The organism is Exiguobacterium qingdaonense (assembly GCF_018617855.1).
GTDB lineage: Bacteria > Bacillota > Bacilli > Exiguobacteriales > Exiguobacteriaceae > Exiguobacterium > Exiguobacterium qingdaonense.
Window position 1 is genome coordinate 105,920 of sequence record NZ_JACSKY010000001.1, and the last position, 24,504, is coordinate 130,423.

Below are 24,504 nucleotides of genomic sequence, written 5' to 3' on the forward strand. Positions count from 1 at the left end.
CTCCCATTGTTTATCCGTTTTTCGATAAACTGAAACGTCTCAATGAATGTTTCGATTACCAATCACACGTCTTGAAATCGCTTTTTCAATTTCGACGATGATGAAGACGATTGCCCCGAATGCAACCGGATAAATCCAATCTTCCCACGTAAGCGGTGCAGTACCAAACAACGTGTGCATGAACGGTACATACGTGATAAACAATTGGAGCGCAATGAGTAATCCTGAAACGAGAAAGGCAATCTTATTGTCAAAGAAATGACGATTGAATGCAGGTAGCAGTTCTGTTCGGCAATTGTATAAGTGGAACAGCTGCGCCATCACGATGGCATTCAACGTGATCGTTTGCAGTTTCTCGGTCGAATAGTCGAAGTCACCGAGCATGTAGTTAATCCATAAACTACCTCCCCCGATGATAATCGAGACGAACGTGACACGGAACACGTAATAACGGCTGAGGAGCGGTACGTTTGCCGGTCGAGGTGGCCGCTTCATCGTACTCTCTTCTAGCGGTTCGAAAGCAATTGCCAACGAAAGTGTGATCGCGACGACCATATTGACCCATAAAATCTGAACGGGGCTAAGTGGAGCCGCTGCTCCGAGCAAGATACTCATTGCTACAAGCAAAGCTTGTCCTCCGTTTGTCGGGAGCAAGAAAAGAATCGTCTTCTTCAAGTTATCGTATACGCGCCGCCCTTCCCGAACGGCATTGTATATCGTTTTAAAGTTATCATCGACAAGAACCATTTGAGACGCCTCTTTTGCAACTTCCGTCCCTTTGATTCCCATCGCCACGCCGATGTCCGCACGCTTCAATGCTGGTGCATCGTTGACGCCATCTCCGGTCATCGAAGTGATGAGTTCGTTTTCTTGTAATCCTTTGACGAGCCGAAGCTTGTCATTTGGGCTCGTCCGTGCGAACACGTCATTATGAACGGACGCTTCTTTGATCTCTTCATCCGACATGTCGGTAAGCTCACGACCTTCTAATGCACCTTCGACTTCCATCCCGAGTTCTTTCGCAATCGCAACGGCGGTATCTTTATGATCACCTGTGATCATCTTGATTCGAATCCCCGCCTCACGACATGCGGCGACCGCATCAATCGCCTCTTGTCGTGGTGGGTCGACAATCCCAAACAACCCGAGGAAAGTCAGACTATTTTCGACATCTTCATGGTCAATCGATTGTTTCGAACTGTCAACTTTCTTGAAACCGGCACCGAGGACACGTTGGCCTCGGTCGGCAATTTCTTTCCGTTTTTCGTCCCAATACTCTTCTGTGAAGTCTTTAGACGAAGCCATCTCAAATAGGCGGTCTGGCGCACCTTTGACAAAAATCATGCGCTCTCCTTTATAATCGACGAGCGTCGCCATATATTTGTACTCAGAGTCGAACGGGATTTTGGAGATCACTTTGAGCCGCTCGATTGGACGTTCTGCCTTTTCGGCGACAGTAAGTAAACAAGCCTCGGTCGGATCCCCGTTTATGACCCAGTCACCATCCTCTTCATTTAATTGTGAATCGTTACACGTCTTACCGACGGTCAATAAGTCAATCATCGACTCGTCATCGTCAAGGTCGAACGGCTGACCATTTATCTCCAAATCACCGTTCGGCGCATACCCACTTCCGGACACCTCGATGTCATGATTCGCTGTCACGATTTGTTTGACGGTCATCTCATTTTTTGTCAACGTACCCGTTTTATCTGTACAGATGACCGAAACCGCCCCTAGCGTTTCGACAGATGGCAAACTGCGGACGATGGCTTTCTGTTCGGCCATGTTTCGCACACCGAGCGCCAAGATGATCGAGATGACGGCCGGTAATCCTTCAGGAATTGCCGCTACCGCAAGTCCGATCGTCGTCAACATCAGTTCGACTGGTTCGTAGTCACGTAAGAAATAGCCGAACGCATAAATGACTACTGAAATGATTAAGATGGCGATAGATACGGTTTGTCCGAATTTTGTTGTCTGACGAATGAGAGGTGTTTTCACCGTTTGTACTTCAGATATGGAAGCATTGATTTGACCAAGTTCTGTACCTTCGCCAATCGCCGTAACAATCGCTTTCGCACTACCAGTCGCAACGCTCGTCCCTGAATAAACCATGTTCTTTCTGTCAGCAAGTACGGCCTCTTCTTTGACGACATCTGGTTTTTTCTCGACCGTTGTGGCTTCACCGGTCAAGGCGGATTCTTCCACTTTGAATTTTTCCGCCTGCGTGACCCGAGCATCGGCTGGCACTTTATCCCCGGCAGCAAGTACGAGAATGTCTCCGACAACGAGATCACTTGAGTCGATCTCGTATTGTTTACCGTTACGAATGACGGTCGCTTTCGTTTCTAACAGCTTTTTAATTCCTTCAAGAGCCTCTTCCGCTTTGTTTTCTTGAAGATACCCGACAACGCCGATAACCGTGACGACTAGAACGATGACAATCGTATCGATGTATTCACCTAGAAAACCGGTGACAACTGCCGCTCCCAAAAGGACGTAGACGAGAATGTCATTGAACTGCCTTAAAAATTTTATGATTTCAGGCGTCTTCTCCTTTTCAGGTAGGACGTTCTTTCCGAACTCCTCCTGCCGATTGGTGACCGTCTCCTTCGAGAGACCCGACTCCATATCAGTCTCCACATGTGACTGAACCTCGTCTACTTCGAGCGCATGCCACTCCCTGTCTTCGTTCTGCATGTTCTTACCTCCTCGACAAATACTTTATGAAAAGTCTTTCCCCTATCTGTTCCCAATCTGATGCGGCTCGACACGTCCAAACTTGTACAATTCTTGTCATTTTCAAAGAAAGCGCTACCATATTTTTCGTTTTCTCTTGTAAGCGATATCATGTGTCTTTTTTAATTTTTCTGTTGAAAATGGCTTTACAGGAGTGATTCTATGATTGAATATAGAATGAATTATAGATGATTTTAAGTAGAAAGAAGGAAGCGTTTATGGTCATTATTCAAGGAGTTGCACTCTTATTACTCATCCTTGCCTTGTTCACACTATTCAGTTACAAGGCACCGTTTGGAATGAAAGCGATGGGCGCGTTGGCAGGGGCGGCGATTGCAAGCTTCCTCGTCGAAGCGTTCAACGCATATGCGATCGGAGGATTACTCCCCCTCCCTTTATATGAAGAAGTCGGGCAGGCAGCCGGTTCGTTATCGGGTCCTGCCGCTGCAGCACTCGTTGCCATCGCGCTCGGAATCAATCCTGTGTATAGCTTGATGATCGGGTTATCTGTATCTGGATTCGGGATCCTTCCTGGATTTTTTGCAGGATATATCTTGGCTTTAGTCGGTACACGAATCAACCGCTATCTCCCGACTGGAGTCGATATGATGTTTTATGTCATCGTGATGGCGCCGCTCGCACGTCTCCTCGCAATTGGCATCGATCCACTTGTCTCAAATACACTCGCACAAATCGGTGCAGTCATTGAACTCGCGGCGACACAAAGTCCGGTCGTCATGGGCCTTGTGCTCGGCGGAATCGTCACCGTCGTATCGACGTCACCTCTCAGTTCGATGGCCTTGACAGCGATGCTCGGCTTGACAGGTGTACCGATGGCGATCGCCGCTCTCGCATTGACGGCATCCATCTCGATGAACTACTTGTTGTTCCGTCAATTGAAGATTGGGACGAAGAAAGATCAACTTTCCGTCGCGATCGAGCCGTTGACACAGGCCGATCTGATCTCGGCGAATCCTATCCCGATTTACAGCGTGAACTTCATAGGCGGTGCCTTCGCCGGATTAATCGTGGCGATGACAGGAATGATCAATGATGCGCCGGGTTCGGCTGCCGGCATACCTGGTCTGCTCGTCATGTATGGCTTCAACGACTGGCAAACTGTCACACTGACAGCTGTTGCTCTTTTCATCCTTGGAATTGGATTCGGTCTGATCGGCAGTCGCCTCTTTAAGAACTTCCCGATTGTCCGACATACCGAAAAGGTTGAATCGACAGAAGAAGATGCCGCATAAAAAAATCGATGCACGCTCGAACAGTTTGTTCAGCGGCATCGATTTTTTTCTTTGATAGTAGATAGAATCAACACATTCACAAAAAAATCATCGCATGTTCTTTCTGATTGTCAACTCAATAATCGTTTTCGGTGGACATCACTCTCTCCACATGAGCAGAGCTTTAATCATCAGTTTAGCGTGATCATTTCACCTGATTCACTCGATTGTCGAGCAAGTTCAATCATTTGCGTTGTGAGTGTCGCATCCTTCAGTGATACGACAGGTTGTCGTGTCACATAACTTTCAGCTAATTGTTGATAATACATCAAGTAGTCACCCTTCTCCACTTGAATCGTCTCGCTCTCATCCGTCGATAAGATCCCAGTCTCTAACACATCGCTCGACAACTTCCCTTGCTTCAGTGCCTCTTCCTGAGGATCAAGTCCGAACTTCACGAAACTTCCTTTCGTTCCATGAACTTCGAATCGCGGGGTTTCTCCAGCAATGAATGGATTCGAGCGAAGATAAACTCGTTTCTCTCCATAATAGAGTGTCACATAGAAACCATCGTCAGATTGTCCATCTTCCCGTTGAATCATCACATCTGCTTGAATCTTGTCAGGTTTTCCGAGTAAGGCGAGCGTCTGATCAATCAGGTGACTCCCTAAGTCAAACAAGATTCCCGCACCTGGTCCGGCATTTTCACGCCAGCGGTCGCGAACGTTCGGTCGGAAGCGATCAAAACGAGATTCGATTACTTTCCATTCCCCTAACTGATTCGAATCGAGCAATGACTTGATCGTTAAGAAATCTCCGTCATAACGACGGTTTTGATAGACGTTAACGAGGCCCCTTGACTGTGATTCAAGTTCCATCAACTCATATCCTTCTGCTGTTGTCAGGAATGCAGGTTTTTCAACTAACACGTCTTTGCCTGCCTTGAGACAGTCAACAATCATCTCTTTATGTAAATGGGTCGGTGTCGTAATGACAAACAATGTAGCATCCGATTGTAACGCTTCGTCTAATGTCGCATATACGCTTACATCGGGTAACTCGGAATGGACCTCGGTCGGACGTGTCGAGACGACTCCGCTTACTTCGAATGAGTCAATCGCCTTCAAGAACGGCAGATGGAACGTGTTTGCCGAGAATCCAAACCCTACCAAGACAGTTTTTATCATACTCTCTCCTCCTCTTCGCTAACGTCATTATATCAAAAAAGGGTCCAAAAGACCCTTCAAGCACTCATACTCTCATCTACTCTGTATTCAAACGTATTGTAACCGTTATACGTATCGACATAAACGAAACCAAAACGTGGATAATAGTCATTTAAAAACTCATTGTCAGCGACACAGTCAAGCCGAATCGGTTCGTCTTCGTCTGCTTCGTTCAAAACGTGTCTCATCAGTAATTGACCGACACCACGACCTTTTAACTTTTCACTGACGACGATTCGATGGATATATTGTCCACGCTCGCTATCGTCCCATAAGTTGTCATCCCATTCATCAGGAGGCAACAAAGCGATTGAAGCTAAAATTTGATGGTTTTCTTCAAAAACATAAACATTGCCTGTTGCAATGTCAATGAGCACACGCTCTACGAGGTCCTGTTCCAAATATTCGGTCCATTGGTCGCTTCCTTGTTCATTTAGCGCTACGGCTCGTTGTTCGATTAGGTTCGCGATGCTTGTAGCATCGCGCTTCGTCGCGAGTCGAATCATAACGTCCTCCTTTAGTTATACAGTATTTGAAATACAAATATAACGGAGAACACTTCGCCTTTCAACCATCTTGCTCACTTTTCAATTCAAAAGGTATGACTTCGCCATCGTTCAATTGATAACTATACGTCAACGTAGCATTCAGACTGTGCGAGACAGAACAATATCGTTCAACAGACAGTTCAATCGCTCGTCTGACTCGCTCTTCCGATAAATCACCTTTCAATCTATATAAGATATGAACGGCTGTAAAGCGTTTAGGATGCTCTGTCGCACGAATCCCGTCGATTGCCATCTCGAATGAATCGAGCGGTTGACGCATCTTATGCAAAATCGATACGATATCGATCCCTGTACACGATGCGGTCGCGTGAAGTAACATCTCTGTCGGGCGTGGTCCAGTATCAAGACCACCTACCTCCTCTGATGCATCAAGGATGACCGTGTGCCCAGAAGGCGTAATCGTTTCGAACGCCATTCCCTGTTTCCATCTGACTTCCATATTCATCTTCTCTTCCCCCTATTTCAATTGATAGCAACCTATTCCCTCATTTGATGTATGATTAAGCTACAAATTGATTATAAAGGGGTGCATGTTGTTGGATTTGTCCATTTTATTCAGCTGGGGGCTTTACATCGTCCTCGGATTGAACATATTGTTCGCGCTGGCCGTCATTTTCGCCGAAAGACGAGATGTCGGGGCGACGTGGGCCTGGTTACTCGTCCTCTTTTTCTTGCCGGTGCTCGGTTTCATCATTTACTTGTTTCTCGGACGGCAACTTAAAAAAGATAATTTCTACAATTTAAGTGTAGAGGAGCGATCGTTTCACACCTTACAAGTGGAAGCACAAATCGAGCAAGTCCAAACGCGTCAAACAACATTGTCTCAGCCACTGTTTGAAAAGTACGACCAACTGATTCAAATGAACCTACAATCTGCAAAATCATTGATCAGTGTACATAACCGTTCCCTCATCCTCCACGATGGTGAACAGAAGTTCAAGGCACTGATGGATGACATTCGCTCTGCCGAGACTGAAATCAATATCCAGTATTACATTATCCAACGGGACGCCCTTGGACAAGCGCTCTTGAACGAACTGATTGAACGTGCGAAAGCCGGGGTCAAAGTACGTCTCCTATATGATGCCGTCGGTTCTCGTAGCCTCCGTACATCAGATTTTAAAGAACTGATCGCCAATAACGGGGAAGTGCGCGTATTTTTCCCACCGACACTCGGGATGATCAACTTTAAACTGAACAATCGAAATCACCGTAAAGTCGTCATCGTCGACGGGAAAGTCGGGTATGTCGGTGGCTTTAACGTCGGGACGGAATATTTAGGGCTCGTCGAAAAGTTTGGCTATTGGCGTGACACACACCTTCGTGTCGAAGGGGATGTTGTCTACCATCTCCAACATCGTTTCATTCTCGATTGGAACTATTCAGGTCATCGTAAACACGATCCAGAAAACACGTTCTGTTTCGCGAGACATGAGATTCAAGACAACTCGCCGATGCAAATCGTCACGAGTGGTCCGAACTCGGATACCGAGCATTTGAAAAACATGATGATCAAGATGATTATGTCGGCTAAACGACGAGTCATCATCCAAACACCTTATTTCATTCCCGATACGAGTTTTATGGACGCCTGTAAAATGGCGCTTTATTCCGGAGTTCAGATGGACATCATGATCCCTGGGAAACCGGACCACCCGTTCGTCATGTGGGCTTCCTTGTCATTCCTCGGTGAGTTGCTCGATTATGGAGCGAACGTCTACTTGTATGACGAAGGATTCCTACATGCGAAGACGCTCGTCGTCGACGAGGAGATTGCGACGGTCGGGACGACGAACTTAGATGCACGGAGCTTCCGTCTCAATTTCGAGGTGAATGCGCTGATCTTTGACGAACGAGTCGCCCTCGAACTGATCTCCTTGTTTGAGACAGACGTTGCGGTCAGTCGGACGTATACGATGGAAGATTATGAAAACAGGAAATGGACGGTGCGCGCTCGAGAAGGTGTGTCACGACTTCTAAGTCCGATCTTATAACTACGACATGAGGCAGAGCGGGGCGCTCTGCCTCATTCGTTTTATAATTTGAAACGCGAGACGAGGTCTTGTAATTCTTCGGCCATCGTCGCGAGTGCTTTCGCAGATTGAGACACTTCCTCAATCGATCTCAACTGATCGTCCGTCGTCGCCGCCACTTGTTTCGAGACGTTCGAGTTCTCATCGGCGATACTGGCGATTTGCGAGGCGGTCGCCGCAACTTCCTGAACGTTCGCCGCGATCTCCTCGACGGTTGCGGTCACGTCTTCGATACGAGGCGTCATTGCGACTGTTCGTTCTTTAATTTTTTCGAAGCGGTCTGCCGTCAACTCGGACGATGCCAATCCGGCTTTCGTGTGAGTGGATACTTCCTGCATCAGCTGTACAGACTGCTCCGTTTCATGTTTGATTCGGTCAATCAATGACGCGATTTGTTTTGTCGACTGTTGCGATTGTTCGGCAAGTTTACGGACTTCGCTCGCAACGACAGCAAACCCTTTTCCGTTCTCTCCAGCTCGGGCCGCCTCAATCGCTGCGTTTAACGCCAACAGATTCGTCTGTTCTGCGATTCCGTTGATGACCGTGACGATGTCTCCAATCTCGTTCGAGCGATGTGCCAAAGAATGAATGACACCCTCGAACGTCACGACAGACGAATCGATTGCTTGCATCTGCTTCACATTCTCCCTCACCGTCGTTGACCCGTCCTCTGCCTCATTCGACGTTTCACGAGACAGTTCAGAAACGTCCATTGAGCTTTCCGAAATTCGCATGATCCCTGAGGTGATCGCTTGAAGAGATGTCGCGTTATCATCAAGTTGGCTCTTTGACCCTTCGGCACTGACTGCCATTTGATCAACCGCACGGGCAATCTGTTCCGATGAAGCGGTGTTGTGCGACGAGTTGGCCATCAACTCTTGCGATGAGGCCGCCACTTGACTGATTGAATCGTCAAGACGTAGCAATACCATACGGAGTGAGGCGCTCATCTCGTTGAAACTATCCGACACACGACCGATTTCATCATTTGATTGAACAGCAATTGGTTCGGTCAAATCACCTGATTTGATTCGTTCGGCACCTTCGGTCAACAAACGCAACGGACGTAAGATGGAGCGAAGGACGAAGTATAAAAGACTCGCGGCGATACCGAACATCCCGATGATGACGAATACTGTCGTCCAAAGGATTCCGACCGTCTCGTCTTGAATCTCACCGTCATAGAGCGTCCCGGTAATCTTCCAACCGGTTACGGGGTTTGTCACGAATGCCTTCTCCACGCCTTCCCCGTTCTCATCGACAGACATGATTCCTTCACCTTTCGCGAAAAGGGGTTCCATCCAAGATTCAGCTACTTTCTCACCGACAGCAGTCGACGGGTGGGTGACGACTTGCTGAGCTTGATCGTAGATGGCGATATAGCCCTCTTTACCAATTTGAATAGTCGAGGCCACTTCAGCAATATCATTCACATCGACGTCTACGGCGACAACTCCACTACCGTCTGCTGTCTGTTTCGATACTGTGACCATCATTTTTTGAGAGGCCGCATCGACGTACGGATTCGTAATGGCGACGTCTTGTCCACTCGACTCAGCTGCTTCATACCACGGTCGGGTCCGCGGATCATACCCTTCCGGCAACTCCTGCACGGGATAAATCGTCATCGTGCCTGCCGTGGAGGCAAAATAAATATTTGTCACTTTAGGATGCGTTTCTAAATACTCAGTAAATTTTTCTGCTAACGCCTGATTCTCTTCTCCTTCTTCGTAAATCGATGAATCAATCCGGTTCGCAAAGAACGAGATATCGGTCTGAATCGGCTCGATCAGGTTCGCCACCTCGTTATTCATGCGGTCAACACCTGAATCGGCAGACTGGATCATTTGTGACTCAATTTTACCTTTCGCTTGTGTATATGCGACTATACCAATCAATGTCGCTGGAACAAGTAATAATACCACTGATAATACAATTAACTTCTGTTTGATACTGATCGTACGCCTCTGTTTCATGTAGCATCTCCTATCGTCATCATGAAGTATCCAAGGAGTTTTCATCATTAAAAACTATTTTTCCTTGGGTATACACCATATCGGTTGAGATTATTATATTTTGATGATTGATTTAAGTAATCAACAATCTTTTTTATATTTTGAAATGGAGTTTCATCATTTTTATGTTAGCCAACCCTTGTGACTCGTATTTCACATCCAATTAAGTTACCATATCGGAAAAGGGGGTAAAATAATGAGTACATTATTGAATGAAATCAAATCGTATAAAGAGCAATTCAAGCAAAAGGCACCCGCTGACAAGCAACGATTGATGGCGCAGGCGACACAAGAACTGAAAGATTCGGGAATGGCGTCCGGATTAGCAGTCGGTGAATCGGCACCGCTCTTTGAACTGCCACATGCGGACGGGACAAAGGTGGAGTTGAAGTCCTTACTTGAAAAGGGACCAGTGATTGTCACCTTCTATCGTGGGGGATGGTGCCCGTACTGTAACCTCGAGCTTCGCGCTTATCAGCGAGAGTTGGCAACGATTGAAGAAAAAGGAGCGACACTTGTCGCCATCAGTCCGGAAACTCCGGATCATTCCCTTTCAACGAAAGAAAAGAACGAACTTGATTATTACGTGTTAAGTGATATCGACAATCAAATCGCACGTCATTTCGACCTCGTCTTTGACATGCCGGATTACTTGATCGACCTTTATAAAGCGTCTGGACTTCACGTCGACGCCCACAACGGGAACGAGGATTGGCAGTTGCCGAAACCGGCCACGTTCATCATCCAATCAGACGGAACGATTTCATTCAGTGACGTCCCTGCCGATTATACAGAACGGGTCGACCCGTTGACGGTGATTGAAAAATTGTAAAAAAATAAGGAGGTGACGCATCGCGTCATCTCCTTTTGTATGGCAAATCTTTAGTACGCCGATTGTTCGTCAAGTTCCTCGTAGTTCATTTGGTTCCTTCTAAAAGATATCGTGACTACATGCTACTTCTCTACGATTTATGTGGTGGTGATAAATTGCTCAACTCGCTTGAGAAGTACCTCGAGTAATCGTAATGACCGATAAGTGTTTCCTGTGTACTCGAGACTATGGTTCATCTGTTCGACAATCTCGAGTTCAGTCAATGCCTGACGATCAAGATGCTTAATTCGTTCATCTGCATAATGGTGGTCCGCCGTTCCCATAACAATGAGCTGTTTTCCCTTATGAGACAAGATCGCTTCGTATATGTCGTCTTGTTTCAATAAAGGTGTCAACCAAACTAGTTTAGCATCGTGAAACACGTTTCGGGTAAGCTCACTTGCCATCGCAATCGTACCGAGCGATTTTCCGATGATTATGTACTCATTAAATGAATGGGATTGCAGCAATTGATCGATGACGAGACGAACATCGTCAACAATCGCCACTGATACATCGACTGAATCATACCGCTCATCCCGATAGTTGTAGTTGACCTCAAGAACGTTCAACCCATTCTCTAAACAAAGTGCTGTCGTATATCGAAACATCGGGGAATCATTCGTATATCCATATCCCGGCAGCAAAATCACGAGTGTGTCAGAAGACGAATCCGGCTGAAGATACGAATATGGAACAAGTATTCCATTTGTCCCGACGACGTAACCATCTGTTACTTTATACATATCGTCCCCTCATTTCTGCAAAAGTTGCGTGTCATGGTGATGAATCATCGTTCCAATGGTCTCTCCTTGGAGAATCCGATGGATGGCATTCGGCTCCTTGAAGTCGAACAAATGGATTGGCAAACCGTGATCTCTTGCGAGAAGTAATGCCGATTGGTCCATCACTTTTAAATTATGAGCGATGACATCGTTATAGTGAAGGGTTTCATATTGACGAGCGTCCGAATCCAATCGAGGGTCTCGGTCAAATACGCCGGAGACACCGTTTTTTGCCACGAACAAGGCATCGCAACCCACTTCGATCGCACGCTGAACAGCCGGGTAGTCTGAAGAGACGAACGGTTGACCGTTACCGCCTGCGAAAATGACGATATACCCTTTTTTCAAATGATTGATTGCTCGAAGTTGAATATATGGTTCAGCGACACTAGGCATTGGAATCGACGTCATGACGCGTACTTCTTGATTAGTATCTCGTTTTAAGATACCACGTAGCATTAATGAGTTCATGACAGTCCCGAGTGTCCCGATGCTGTCAGCTTCCACTCGATTGATGCCCCATGCTTCTGCTTGATTCCCTCGAAAGAGATTTCCCCCACCGACCATGACACACACTTCGACCCCACTCTTTGCGAGAGATAAAATTTCCTCTGCAATCATACTGAGACTCATCTCATCAAAATTACTCGTTCCGTCACCGGCTAGAGCGGCTCCGCTTAACTTGATACAAATTTTTCTATGGTTCAAAGTCTCCCAACCCCTCATTTGGAATTTTTTGTTCAATTCAGTATAGAAGAGTTTAAATAATGGAACAACACTATTTTTAATTGATTCATGAGGACATTTCTTTATATTCCTTGTAAAACTCATCGAACATATAAAGTCCACCGATTTCTTCATCGATAAACGTATATAAAGAAATTTCAAATTCTAGGGGCGATGCTTCATTGAAACACTCTTTTACTCTAAGCAAGCCTTCTTTTATATATAGCTTTCCCTTTTCAATATTCTCGTTTGAGATATAGTAAAGTCCAAGATCAAGATAGTAATGAGGAAATTCTGGGTACTCCGCTATCGCCTTTAACAGATACGGTTCATACTGATCTGGACGTTCGAATTGATGTAGATTAGCCATTGAATAGTAGAGGATCCCTTTTGACTTAGCATCCATTTTATCGAGCATCGACTCGATCTTCTCAATCTTTGTTTCGTCTAATACTGGACAGACGAAAGTTGATTCAAGATATACGCCGAGGGCGAAGAAAATCGAATGCTCCGGAAACTTATCAAATGCTTCGAATAAGTGTTTGGATGCACTTTCATAGTCTTCTTCCGGCGTATCCATTTCAGCACTAATGAGAGTCGTCCAGGCGATGAATTCGTCTGGGTACTCTCTGACTAATTTTTTGGCGTCTTGAATCGCGAGGTAAAGTTGCTTTGACGATCGTGCCATAGTTTGTATCCTTTGAATTTCTTGTTCGATGTTCATCATTTTCTACGCCCCATAAAAACCAAATTTCAAATTTGATAAAGTAATATGACAACTTTTATGTCATAACACTTTTTGTAGCATTATGTATTGCCTTATTATAACTAGATTTACAATACTATGATTTATTGAACATAGAAAACCAAGCATTAAATTTTTCATGTATGTTTATGGTTGCAGCTCAAAAGCAGAATATATCGCTTGTAGATAAAAAGCTCCAATTGATACAAAAAAAGACCATAGAATATTCTACAGTCTCTAAGCTTAGGCACCCATAATCGAATCGTGACGGGTCGTCTCCCATCCGTACGCCACTTCACGGAGTAACAGTTCACCAAACTCCCGATCTTTTTGGTCGATGACCTGTCCTTGTTTTCGCTCATAAAATGTGCGGAACGGATTCATCTCGAGCGCCCAAATCAATAGTCCTGCCTCACACATCGATTGGACGGCATGCTCAAGGAGAGCAGAACCGATTCCGTTCCCTTGATGGTTCTCTAAAATATAAATGGCATACACTTCGTTCGTGTAGTTTGGGTATTCACCTGTACGCTCTTCTCCATACAGAACGAATCCCACAATCTCATCATCCACAATCGCCACAAAACCGGCTATTTCTTGACGGCGAAGTGCAGTCCGCAATCGTTCCGCCCATTCAATGGAACCGGACGTCACCTTTAACAAATACTCGGTCGGGACGATCCCCCGATAGGTCGTACGCCAGCCGTTCACACGCACTCTCGCAATCCCATACACATCATCTGGTTTGGCGATCCGAATGTCCAATGTGACCCCCTCCTACCCGAAGCTTTACAAATAGTTTACCACAAATCCCCAACTTGCAATCCGAGATTGTGTTATTTTAGAAGGTTTCTCAAGCAAAAAGACGCCACCTCCTACGAGGCAACGTCTCTTCATTGATCATGCAACATGTTTGGACTGAACTGATGTTGATGTCGTTAACGGTTTTTTCAAGAACGAGAGGAGCAATGCACCGACGAGGGCACCTGCTAGGATAGCAATGGCGTAGAGCCCCATGCTTATCGCGACGTTTCCAGCTCCTTCAAGAAGCGGGAAGACGAAGATTCCACCGTGTGGCGCTGGCAATTGAATCGTGAAGAATGCAGACAATCCGCCGGCGAGCGCGGAACCGAGGATAGCCGACGGGAGAACGCGAATCGGATCCGCAGCCGCAAACGGAATGGCCGCCTCCGTGATGAACGACGCACCCATGATATAGGCGGTCTTCCCAGCTTCACGCTCTTGTTTCGAGAACTTCTGACGTGCGAACACGGTTGATGCGAGTGCGACGAGGAGTGGTGGCACCATTCCCCCAGCCATGACGGCTGCCATGACTTCTTGATTACCGGCCGTAAGGGCTGCCGTACCGAATACGTAAGCTGTCTTGTTGATCGGTCCACCCATATCGACTGCCATCATCCCACCGACGATGACTCCAAGAAGGATGGCGTTTGCGCCACTCATACTATTCAACGTATCCATCAACCATGTCATGAGTGCCGCGATTGGTTCGTTGACGACGAGCAACATGATCATCCCGGAGATAAACGAACCGAGTAACGGATACAAGAGGACTGGCTTAATCCCTTCAAGTGAAGCAGGCAATTTTGCAAGTGCTTTTTTCAGGAAGAGGACGACATAACCTGCCAAGAAACCGGCGATGAGACCACCGAGGAACCCGGCGTTCCCTTCGCTTGCGAGCACACCTGCGACGAGACCAGGTGCGAGACCTGGACGATCGGCGATGGACATCGCGATGAACCCAGCGAGAATCGGAACGAGGAAGCCGAATGCCGCTCCACCGATCGTCATCAACTGTGCGGCGAACTCATTGTAAGACGGGTCATCCGGGTTGGCGGAGTTGATACCCCAGAAGAAGCTAATGGCGATCAAGAGTCCACCAGCGACAACGAGTGGCAGCATCGCCGAGACACCGCTCATCAAGTGTTTATACACACCTGTGCGTTGTTCTTTCGGTGCACCAGACGTTTTTGAAGCCTCATACACCGGCGCATCTTGATTGACGGCACGATTGATGAGTTCTTCAGGTTTACGAATCCCTTGTGCGACCGGTACTTCGATGACGCGTTTTCCGGCGAAACGATCCATTTCAACAGCCTTGTCGGCTGCGACGATAATCGCTGTCGCCCGGTCGATATCCGCTCGTGTGAGCTCGTTCTTCACGCCAGTTGACCCGTTCGTCTCGACTTTCATGTCGACACCCATCGCTTCCGCTTTTTGCTTCAAGCTGTCTGCGGCCATATACGTGTGCGCGATCCCTGTCGGACAAGCCGTGACAGCCAAGATGAACGGTGCGTCTTCGTCCGCCTGCTTAACATCTTCAGGCTTCTCCTCTGCCGCTTCTTTTTCTTCAATGGCACGAATGACATCGCTTTCAGAATCGGCTGCGTAAAGACGGTCTTGGAAATCAGGGTCCATCAAGTAGACGGAAAGTTTTGAGAGCGTTTCAAGGTGTTCGTTATTGGCATGTTCTCCTGCCGCGATCATGAAGAAGAGTCGGCTTGGCTGTCCGTCTAGCGCTTCGTAATCGACGCCTTCCGAGCGACCGAATGCGATTGCTGGCGTTTTGACGGCACTCGTCTTCGCGTGAGGGATGGCAATCCCTTCACCGAGTCCAGTCGTGCTTTCACTTTCACGTTTTAGAATTGCATCGCGATAACCGTTGCGGTCGGATAGTTTACCGGCGCGGTCGAGGACATCGACGAGTTCTTCGATGACCTCACGTTTAGAACTCGCGCTTAGATTCAATTGAATCGTGTCGCGTTGGAGCAAGTCCGTGATTTTCATGTTGTTTCCTCCATTCGTTTGAGTGGCGTGAGTCGTACTTGGTCGATCAAGCGATTGATCTCTTGTTTCGAACATAAGCCGAACGTATATGCGGATGCGCTTCCTGTCGTGACCGCGTATCGAAATGCTTCTCGTTCGCCCCTTTTTCTCACGTTCGCGACAAATCCAGCGACGAGTGAATCTCCAGCACCGACCGAGTTCACGAGTTTCCCGACCGGTGTGTTCGCTGTGACAGCTCCGTCCTTATTGACGAGTAGTGCCCCGTCACCCGCAAACGAGATGATGACGTTTTTCGCACCACGTTTGACGAGCTGTTCCGCATAAGGAAGGGCATCCTCGAATGTCTGAATCTCTGTATCGAACAGTTCACCTAACTCATGATGATTCGGCTTAATCATCAGTGGTTCGAGCGCGAGCACTTCGAGCATGGCGTCTTTCGTCGTATCGACGACAAAGTCGGCACCTTTTTCACGAATCGATTCGGCAATGGTCCGATATAGCGAGTCTGGTAGGTTGCTTGGGATACTACCCGCAAGGACGACGATGTCGCCTTCTTGAACTTGATCGAACTTTTCCGTCAACAGTTCGAGCTCGCGCTCTGTGATGTTCGGTCCGCTCGCATTCAGTTCTGTTTCTTCTTTCGCCCGAATCTTGACGTTGATCCGGGTGTTCCCATTCACCTCTACGAAATCGGTGTGTACACCGTGATCGACGAGTGACTTTTTAATGAAGTCACCGGTCGCCCCCCCGATGAAACCAAGTGCCTTCGTTTCTTGTGCATATTCCCGGAGAACGATGGAGACGTTAATTCCTTTACCTCCTGCGCGTTCCGTCGTCTCTTCAATTCGGTTCACTTCGCCTAGATGTACTTCAGGTAATGTTACGTAGTAATCAATAGAAGGGTTGAGTGTTAACGTGTAAATCATTTCGCATTCACCACCTTTGTGATTGTTTGGATGGAACTCATTGATTCATCGCTTGATGTGATCAATTGTGCGGCATCTAACGTCGCGACTCGGCTGAACGTTCGTTTCCCGATCTTCGATGCGTCCGCGAGTACGAACGAGGTTTGTGCCAATTCGATTGCCGTTTTTTTGACAAGCGCTTCTTCCGGGTCCGGGGTCGTGTAACCTGCGTCAAGGTCGATCCCATTCATTCCGAGAAACGCGAGGTCGACGCGATAATTCATCATACTCTCGCGTGCGTTGTACCCGACAAGTGCCTGAGTGGAACGCTTCAATTCTCCGCCAATCACAAACGTCTTAATATCAAGATCAAATAATTCATTCGCAATCGGTAGACTGTTTGTGACGACGACGATTTTCTTTCCTTTTAAAAATGGAACCATCGCTTGTGTCGTCGTCCCGGCATCCAAGTAGATGGACATCCCATCTTCGATGAACGTGGCGGCCTTTTGGGCAATCGCAACTTTTTCATCGACGAACCGGTCTAGCTTCTCTTCAAAAGTCGGTTCTTCGTCAGGAGTCGAAATGAGTGTCGCCCCGCCGTGCACCCTCGCCAAGTACCCTTCCGTTTCAAGATCCGTTAAATCTCGACGAATCGTTGACTCAGACGAACGTGTTAAATCGACGAGTTCTTTTAGCTTGACGACCTTTTTCTCAGATAAGCGTTGCAAAATCAACTGATGTCGTTGTTTCGTTAACATCTTGTTCCCTCCATATGTTTAATATAAAGCGGTTTCATTATAAAAACAACTAAAATCATTCAAAAACATTCATTTTCATTCAAATTGTCACAATTATAACACAAAAAACGGTCATATAATGACCGTTTTTTGTGTTTATGACTGTTTTTTTAACCATTCAACCATTTCGTGGACGAGTTTTGGGTGAATGGGTGCATCGATTGCCTCCCGATACTCTTTATGGAGCGTGAGGAGAGAATGCGGGGATTCCCGCTCAACGAGGAGATGGTTCATGTCATCGATGATGGAAGACGTGACTTCTCCTTTCGTCTGAATCATATGGACATGCTCAGGTGGCACTTGAACGTCACGTTCACCTGTAATTGCAAGCACCGGAACGGTCACATGCTCCAACCGTTCCCGCACATCATACGAGGCATGCTCCCGAATCCATTTCGCGTTCACGACTTGCCCGCGATACTTGAAAGATGACACGTTCGTTCGTAAGGACCGCTCCAGTAAGTCGTCTTGACGCTGCCTTACCTTTCTCGCCACTCCCGTCATACGATAAAACAACCCTTTCAACCCTTTCACACGCTCAATGTCTTTCGCCAGTGCATCTGCCTGGTATAAAAACATTTTCTTGGACGACTCATGGAAACCGGACAATAAGATCAATCCATCGGCTTTCGTCTCAAGCTGAACGGCAGGAGCAAGAACAGCACCTTCACTATGTCCGAGCAGATATAAACGATTCACATCGGCTAACTGTCGAATGGTACGTACGACGAGAATCGCGTCATGAATTAAATCATGCAATCCAACCTTATTGAAGTCACCATCGGACTTCCCAATCCCTTGCTTGTCGTACCGAAACACGTTATAACCATGGTCATACAATGTTTCTGCCAACTTAGCGTACGTCTTAAAACCAACGCCACCCATATTGCCGTCACGGTCACTCGGTCCGCTCCCGCTCAACATGACGATGGTCGCCCGAGGCTCCTCGTGGGATAAAAAAGTACCTGCAATCGTACCGTATGCTGTCGTAATCGTCATCTCTTGTTTCATCGTATCGCCTCCATTACTATCATACCCGAAACCGACATTCAAAAAAATATGTCACCATCAAATGAGACAGCGACATCTATCCGGTCAGTCAGTTAACCAACTGTGCAACCAATCGACCGCATCCGTTAACCCATCTTCCGACAGGCGTTCGAACGTATCCTTCTCCGTTAACGCATGCCAACTTCCTTTGATTTTCAGCCTAAAAATGAGCCCGTTCGAGTTGAACGGGCCCACTTGTAAATGTTGATTTTATACGCCTTCGTATGCTGCGTACATGATCTCTTTCAATTCTTCAACGAGCGGCATTTTCGGGTTCGCCGTCGTACATTGGTCTTCGAATGCGTCGACCGCCATCTTGTCGATCTTCGCATCAAGTTCTGCTTTCTTGATACCTTGTGCCTTGAACGAGAGTTTGATGTTCAAACGTTGACCGAGCTCAATGATTGCTTGGATGAGCGACTCGACACCTTCAGCAGTCGTGCTTGCTGGAAGACCGAGGTAACGTGCGATTTCTGCGTAACGCTCATCAGCGATGAATGACTCATATTTCGGGAACGCCGCGAGTTTTGATGGGCGTGTCGCATTGTAACGGATGACGTGCGGCATGAGGATTGCGTTCGTACGACCGTGTGGTACGTGGAACTCTCCACCGATTTTATGAGCAATCGAGTGGTTGATTCCGAGGAACGCGTTCGCAAACGCCATACCTGCCATCGTTGAAGCGTTGTGTACTTTTTGACGAGCTTCAGCGTCGTTACCGTTTTCATACGCTTTTGGTAGGTAGTCGAAGATCATCTTGATTGAACGGAGCGCAAGGCCATCCGTGTAATCGTTCGCCATGACTGAAACGTATGCTTCGATTGCGTGCGTCATAACATCCATTCCTGTATCTGCTGTGATCGAAGCTGGGACGGTCATGACAAACTCAGGGTCGACAATCGCGACGTCTGGTGTGATCGCATAGTCAGCGATCGGATACTTGACGTTACGTTTCTTGTCAGTGATGACAGTGAACGGTGTCACTTCAGAACCTGTACCAGAAGTTGTCGGGATGGCAACGAACATTGACTTGTTACCGAGTGACGGGAACTTGTACGTCCGTTTGCGAATATCCATGAATTTTTGGCGTAAGTTTGAGAACTTCTCTTCTGGACGTTCGTAGAAGAGCCACATTCCTTTCGCGGCATCCATCGGTGATCCACCACCGAGTGCGATGATCATGTCTGGTTGGAAGTGACGCATCGCTTCGGCACCGTTCATGACCGTTTCAACAGATGGATCTGGCTCAACTTGGTCGAAGATGCGGTATTCGACACCTGCCGGCAAGTTTTTGATGACTTTATCAGCGAATCCGAGTTTGACCATCATTTCGTCAGTAACGATCATCGCCCGTTTTTTCGTTGTGAGCGATTGAAGGTATTGCACCGAGTTTTTCTCAAAGTAGATTTTTTCAGGTACTTTAAACCATTGCATGTTCACGCGACGTCTCGCCACCTTTTTCACGTTGAGTAGATGTTTCGCCGTCACGTTTTCAGAGACGGAGTTTTTACCGTAAGACCCACAACCGAGCGTGAGTGATGGTGTCATTTCGTTGTATAGGTCACCGATCCCACCATGTGCTGAAGGAGAGTTGACGATAATACGGCAAGCCTTCATGCGGAGGCCGAAATCGAGGATGGCATCGTCGTCAGTCGAGTGGATGACCGCTGTATGACCGAGACCACCGATTTCAAGCATTTTTTCAGCGATGGCGAACCCTTCTTCACGTGACTGTACTTTGTAGGCACCGAGAACCGGGCTCAATTTTTCATGTGAAAGAAGTTCTGTTGCGCCAACTGTTTCAAGTTCAGCGATCAAGATCTTCGTATCAGCCGGCACTTTGAGACCTGCTTTTTCTGCAATCCACGCTGCCGGCTTCCCGACGATTTCTGGGTTGACCGCGCAAGTGTCCGTACGGATGACGAGTGTCTCGAGCTTCGCTTTTTCTTCAGGTGAACAGAAGTAGCAGCCAAGCGCCGTCATTTCTGCTTTCACTTCTTCATATACTTCTTGGTCGACGATAATTGCTTGTTCAGACGCACAGATCATCCCGTTATCGAATGTTTTCGAAAGGATGACGTCAGAGATGGCACGTTTCACTTTCGCCGTTTTGTCGATATAAGCTGGAACGTTACCTGGTCCGACACCGAGTGCTGGTTTACCAGTCGAGTATGCTGATTTGACCATCGCTGCCCCACCAGTCGCGAGAACCATCGCAACACCTGGGTGGTTCATGAGCGCCTTCGTTGCATCGAGTGACGGGACTTCAACCCATTGAATCAAGTTTTCAGGAGCACCTGCTGCTACGGCTGCGTCACGAAGGACTCGTGCCGCTTCACTTGAACACTGTTGAGCAGATGGGTGGAACGCGAAGATGATCGGGTTACGTGTCTTGATCGCGATGATCGCTTTGAACATTGTAGTAGAAGTAGGGTTCGTTACTGGCGTGACCCCTGCAACGACACCAACTGGTTCTGCGATGTATGTGATTCCGTTTTGAACATCATCTTCAAGAACGCCAACCGTCTTCTCTCCACGGAGTGAGTTATAAATATATTCTGTCGCAAAGATGTTTTTGATCATCTTATCTTCAAAGACACCGCGACCTGTTTCTGTATGAGCTAATTTCGCGAGGACGACGTGTTGCTCAAGTCCTGCGAGCGCCATCGCTTGTACGATGTGATCAATTTTCTCTTGGTCGAACGTCATTAACGTATCGAGTGCGGCGTGAGCACCCGAAACGAGTGTATCCACCATTTGTTCTGCCGTTGTTTCCACTTTTGCTTTCTCTTTGACTGCCATGTTAGGTTCCTCCTCATAAGTGAGAGCTTTTAATGAACATATTGACTTGATGGAAGCACGATGTGGTGACTGTTACAAGAGATTGTGCTTTCCTTCACATTCATAGAATACAATGTTTTCATGGATTTGTGGGTGACAACAATGTGAACTCTTTCACAATATTTTTTTATCTTTTATTGATAGCCCTTGATTTTTATGGAACTCCTCAGTAAAATCGTATGCGTTTTCATGAAAAACGAGCGCCTCATAGATGTAAACGCTTACATTGATTGTGAAGATTATATAGACTTGATGATGTATCATTCGTCACACCAACCCGTTTTGAGGTTCAACTGCACCTCACTCGTGTATAATATACATAGAACCTGACTAGGAAGTGAATCTATTATGCCGAAACAAGATGCAGCGGATCAGTTTGTCAAACTGATACCTTTAATTCGTCGTAAACTGTTACGTCGATCTGATTTTCCTCAAATCCCAAACTTGAACTTCTCTCATTTTCATCTGTTGATGTTGATTGAAGACGAAGGAGCTGTCACGAACGGTCGAATCAGCGAGACACTCTCCATCGCACCACCTAACGTCACCCCTCTCATCACGAAACTGTTGAATGAAGGCTACATCACGCGGGTACCCGACGAACGGGACCGCCGCGTCATTTGGAACCAACTGACGGATAAAGGTGAGCGTATTTTACTAGAGCGGAGAGACTCGTTTCGGAGTCTCTTTGAGGAACGCCTTGCCTTTTTAAACGAAGATGAGACGGACCGACTAATCGAAAGTTTGAAGACACTCACCGAGATTGTCGAGAAGATGGACAAAGGTGACGAGTAAAACTTTACTCGTCATTTCAGGAAACTTCTTATATAATCACTTATGAATCTACGTACAAATGGAAAGAGAGATGACATGTAATGGGTCGTAAATGGAACAACATTAAAGAGAAGAAGGCATCCAAAGATGCCAACACGAGTCGCGTTTACGCGAAGTTCGGTCGCGAGATTTATGTGGCCGCCCGTCAAGGGGAACCAGATCCTGAGTTGAACCAGTCATTGAAGTTCGTCGTGGAGCGCGCGAAAACGTATAACGTACCTCGTGCGATCATCGATCGCGCCATCGACAAAGCAAAAGGTGGCGACGAGGAAAACTTTGATGAACTTCGCTATGAAGGATTCGGGCCGAACGGTGCGATGGTTATCGTCGACACGTTAACGAACAACGTCAACCGTACGGCTTCAGAAGTACGTGCCGCCTTCGGTAAAAACGGAGGAAACATGGGCGTCAGTGGTTCGGTCGCCTATATGTTCGATGCGACAGCCGTCATCGGTGTCAATCAAATGTCGGCAGATGATGTCCTCGAACTCATGATGGAGCACGACCTAGACGTACGGGACGTGATCGAAGAGGACGGGACGGTCATCGTCTATGCCGAACCTGAAGCGTTCCATGCCGTTCAGACCGCGTTCAGAGCTTCTGGGATCGAAGATTTCGCCGTTGCCGAACTGACGATGTTACCACAGAACGACGTGTCACTCGATGACGAATCAAAAGATCAATTTGAAAAATTAATCGACGTACTCGAAGACTTGGAAGATGTTCGCCAAGTGTATCACAATGTCGACATGTGACGTCCAAGCGGTAACCTTCACAGGTTATCGCTTTTTTCATGATTTATTTGACAAGCGTCTCGTCATATGTTAAATTTCAAAAAGTCTTTATCATATTAAAGTGATACCAAGAGAAAGAATATGTGAAAGGTGTTGGATTCATATGAACGCAGTATTACTCGCAGTCATCGTCTTGTTCGCACTTGCGATCAGTCGGGTGCACATCGTACTCTCGCTAATATTGGCAGCGCTTGTAGGGGGAGTTGTCGGAGGGCTCGGATTTAACGATACGTTGACCGCTTTCAGTGACGGGCTAGGAGGTGGAGCGAGCATCGCCCTTAGTTACGCGCTTCTCGGCGCATTCGCCGTCGGCTTATCTAAAACGGGTCTACCTGACGTCTTGGCAGAAAAATTGATTGCCATGTCAGGTCGTGACGTGTCAGGAAAACGCGTGATGATTGTGAAAGCGTTCTTGTTGTCGCTTCTCTTATTGCTGTCAATCAGCTCGCAGAACGTTTTGCCGATTCACATCGCCTTTATCCCGATCGTGATTCCACCGCTACTCGTCCTGTTCAACGAACTAAAGCTGGACCGCCGTCTCGTGGCGACCATTTTGACGTTCGGACTCGTAACGCCTTACATGTTGTTACCAGTCGGATTCGGTGGTATTTATTTGAACGAGATTTTAATTTCGAGTGTTGAAACGAATGGCTTGACCGTTGGAGATGTCAACATCATCTCGATTATGGGCATTCCGGCATTAGGGATGGTCGTCGGATTGATTGCGGCGTTCATTCACTACCGGAAACCAAGAACGTATGAAACGATCGCCCTCGGTCCGACAGATTATGAAGTTCGCCAAATGAGCGGATTGAAAATCGGATTGACGCTCGCAGTCGTTCTCATCGTCCTCGTCGTCCAATTGCAGACGGAGTCGATGATCGCCTCTGCCGTGACAGGATTGATTTTACTTTCTATTTTCCGCCTGATCCCATGGTCAGAGGCCGACGACATCTTCACAAGTGGGATGCGCATGATGGCCTTCATCGGCTTCGTCATGATTGCCGCTAGCGGGTTTGCGGCCGTCATTCGTGAAACAGGCGCAATCGAGCCGCTCGTCAATGGAGCGAGCGATTTGATGGGCGATTCGAAACTTATTGCCGCGCTTGTCATGTTGCTCGTCGGGCTCGTCATCACTCTCGGGATCGGCTCGAGTTTCTCGACCGTCCCAATCATCGCGGCCATTTTCGTTCCGCTCTGTGTACAATATGGTTTCTCTGTAGAGGCGACAATCGCCATCATCGGGACTGCGGGTGCACTTGGTGATGCGGGTAGTCCCGCGAGTGACTCGACGCTCGGTCCAACGAGCGGATTGAACGCTGACGGTCAGCACGACCACTTACGCGAGACGGTTTGGCCAACGTTCTTACACTACAACATTCCGCTCATCATGTTTGGTGTCATTGCCGCGATGGTCCTTTGATTATTTTTTCCGACGTGAATAGACGGTTCCTAACAAAATTAAAATGAGGATGAACCAGATTCCCGTATACATGAGGATTTCGGTGAACATAAAACTCCTCCTAAA

Annotated in this window: 20 protein-coding genes; 6 read left to right on the forward strand and 14 right to left on the reverse strand. The window is 47.3% G+C overall.

Annotation, left to right across the window (positions count from 1 at the left end):
- Positions 1-39: 39 nt before the first annotated feature.
- The gene (locus tag KNP00_RS00535) at positions 40-2,703 is read right to left on the reverse strand and encodes a cation-transporting P-type ATPase (protein ID WP_215141274.1); all 2,664 of its coding nucleotides are present in this window, start codon (positions 2,701-2,703) and stop codon (positions 40-42) included.
- Positions 2,704-2,960: 257 nt separating this feature from the next.
- On the opposite strand from KNP00_RS00535, the gene KNP00_RS00540 reads away from it, so the two are divergent.
- Complete coding sequence (locus KNP00_RS00540; RefSeq protein WP_215141276.1) at positions 2,961-3,995, forward strand: PTS sugar transporter subunit IIC; 1,035 nt, start codon at positions 2,961-2,963, stop codon at positions 3,993-3,995.
- Between the two features lie 170 nt (positions 3,996-4,165).
- Here KNP00_RS00540 and KNP00_RS00545 read toward each other — a convergent pair whose 3' ends face one another.
- The 3 genes from KNP00_RS00545 to KNP00_RS00555 form a co-directional block, all read right to left on the reverse strand.
- Positions 4,166-5,161: a Gfo/Idh/MocA family oxidoreductase gene (locus KNP00_RS00545; protein ID WP_215141278.1), complete on the reverse strand. Its 996-nt coding sequence runs from the start codon at positions 5,159-5,161 to the stop codon at positions 4,166-4,168.
- Positions 5,162-5,217: 56 nt separating this feature from the next.
- Positions 5,218-5,706, reverse strand: coding sequence for a GNAT family N-acetyltransferase (locus KNP00_RS00550; RefSeq protein ID WP_215141280.1), 489 nt, complete (start codon positions 5,704-5,706; stop codon positions 5,218-5,220).
- Between the two features lie 61 nt (positions 5,707-5,767).
- Positions 5,768-6,214 carry an OsmC family protein gene (locus KNP00_RS00555; protein WP_215141282.1) on the reverse strand — a complete coding sequence of 149 codons (447 nt, stop codon included), beginning with the start codon at positions 6,212-6,214 and terminating at the stop codon, positions 5,768-5,770.
- 85 nt (positions 6,215-6,299) lie between these two features.
- On the opposite strand from KNP00_RS00555, the gene cls reads away from it, so the two are divergent.
- Positions 6,300-7,763: a cardiolipin synthase gene (cls, locus tag KNP00_RS00560; RefSeq protein ID WP_215141284.1), complete on the forward strand. Its 1,464-nt coding sequence runs from the start codon at positions 6,300-6,302 to the stop codon at positions 7,761-7,763.
- A gap of 41 nt (positions 7,764-7,804) precedes the next feature.
- Here the strand turns inward: cls and KNP00_RS00565 are convergent, their stop codons facing one another.
- Entirely contained in the window at positions 7,805-9,778 is a 1,974-nt protein-coding gene (locus KNP00_RS00565) for a methyl-accepting chemotaxis protein (RefSeq protein WP_215141286.1), read from the reverse strand.
- A gap of 235 nt (positions 9,779-10,013) precedes the next feature.
- On the opposite strand from KNP00_RS00565, the gene KNP00_RS00570 reads away from it, so the two are divergent.
- Positions 10,014-10,649 carry a peroxiredoxin-like family protein gene (locus KNP00_RS00570; RefSeq protein ID WP_215141288.1) on the forward strand — a complete coding sequence of 212 codons (636 nt, stop codon included), beginning with the start codon at positions 10,014-10,016 and terminating at the stop codon, positions 10,647-10,649.
- Positions 10,650-10,786: 137 nt separating this feature from the next.
- Here KNP00_RS00570 and KNP00_RS00575 read toward each other — a convergent pair whose 3' ends face one another.
- From KNP00_RS00575 to adhE, 9 genes are all read right to left on the reverse strand, one after another.
- Positions 10,787-11,434 carry an alpha/beta family hydrolase gene (locus tag KNP00_RS00575; protein WP_215141290.1) on the reverse strand — a complete coding sequence of 216 codons (648 nt, stop codon included), beginning with the start codon at positions 11,432-11,434 and terminating at the stop codon, positions 10,787-10,789.
- A gap of 9 nt (positions 11,435-11,443) precedes the next feature.
- Entirely contained in the window at positions 11,444-12,199 is a 756-nt protein-coding gene (gene pyrH, locus KNP00_RS00580; protein ID WP_215141292.1) for a UMP kinase, read from the reverse strand.
- Between the two features lie 67 nt (positions 12,200-12,266).
- Complete coding sequence (locus KNP00_RS00585) at positions 12,267-12,926, reverse strand: hypothetical protein (protein WP_215141294.1); 660 nt, start codon at positions 12,924-12,926, stop codon at positions 12,267-12,269.
- A gap of 261 nt (positions 12,927-13,187) precedes the next feature.
- The gene (locus tag KNP00_RS00590) at positions 13,188-13,709 is read right to left on the reverse strand and encodes a GNAT family N-acetyltransferase (RefSeq protein ID WP_215141296.1); all 522 of its coding nucleotides are present in this window, start codon (positions 13,707-13,709) and stop codon (positions 13,188-13,190) included.
- A 135-nt stretch (positions 13,710-13,844) separates the two neighbouring features.
- A complete protein-coding gene (locus KNP00_RS00595) occupies positions 13,845-15,752 on the reverse strand; it encodes a PTS fructose transporter subunit IIABC (RefSeq protein WP_215141298.1) in 1,908 nt (635 codons plus the stop codon).
- Positions 15,749-16,678 carry a 1-phosphofructokinase gene (gene pfkB / locus KNP00_RS00600; protein WP_215141300.1) on the reverse strand — a complete coding sequence of 310 codons (930 nt, stop codon included), beginning with the start codon at positions 16,676-16,678 and terminating at the stop codon, positions 15,749-15,751. The genes KNP00_RS00595 and pfkB overlap by 4 nt, the downstream gene beginning before the upstream one ends.
- A complete protein-coding gene (locus KNP00_RS00605; protein ID WP_215141302.1) occupies positions 16,675-17,418 on the reverse strand; it encodes a DeoR/GlpR family DNA-binding transcription regulator in 744 nt (247 codons plus the stop codon). Before KNP00_RS00605 ends, pfkB begins: the two co-directional genes overlap by 4 nt.
- 135 nt (positions 17,419-17,553) lie before the next feature.
- Positions 17,554-18,468, reverse strand: a complete 915-nt coding sequence (locus KNP00_RS00610; RefSeq protein WP_215141304.1) for an alpha/beta hydrolase — start codon at positions 18,466-18,468, stop codon at positions 17,554-17,556.
- A gap of 249 nt (positions 18,469-18,717) precedes the next feature.
- Positions 18,718-21,309: a bifunctional acetaldehyde-CoA/alcohol dehydrogenase gene (adhE, locus tag KNP00_RS00615; protein ID WP_215141307.1), complete on the reverse strand. Its 2,592-nt coding sequence runs from the start codon at positions 21,307-21,309 to the stop codon at positions 18,718-18,720.
- Between the two features lie 387 nt (positions 21,310-21,696).
- Here adhE and KNP00_RS00620 point away from each other — a divergent pair, with 387 nt between their 5' ends.
- The 3 genes from KNP00_RS00620 to KNP00_RS00630 all read left to right on the forward strand — a co-directional run bounded on the left by KNP00_RS00620 (position 21,697) and on the right by KNP00_RS00630 (position 24,399).
- On the forward strand, positions 21,697-22,143 hold the full coding sequence (locus KNP00_RS00620) for a MarR family winged helix-turn-helix transcriptional regulator (protein WP_215141309.1): 447 nt from the start codon (positions 21,697-21,699) through the stop codon (positions 22,141-22,143).
- 80 nt (positions 22,144-22,223) lie between these two features.
- Positions 22,224-22,937 carry a YebC/PmpR family DNA-binding transcriptional regulator gene (locus tag KNP00_RS00625; RefSeq protein WP_215141311.1) on the forward strand — a complete coding sequence of 238 codons (714 nt, stop codon included), beginning with the start codon at positions 22,224-22,226 and terminating at the stop codon, positions 22,935-22,937.
- A gap of 142 nt (positions 22,938-23,079) precedes the next feature.
- Positions 23,080-24,399, forward strand: coding sequence for a Na+/H+ antiporter family protein (locus KNP00_RS00630; RefSeq protein ID WP_215141313.1), 1,320 nt, complete (start codon positions 23,080-23,082; stop codon positions 24,397-24,399).
- Positions 24,400-24,504 lie beyond the last annotated feature (105 nt).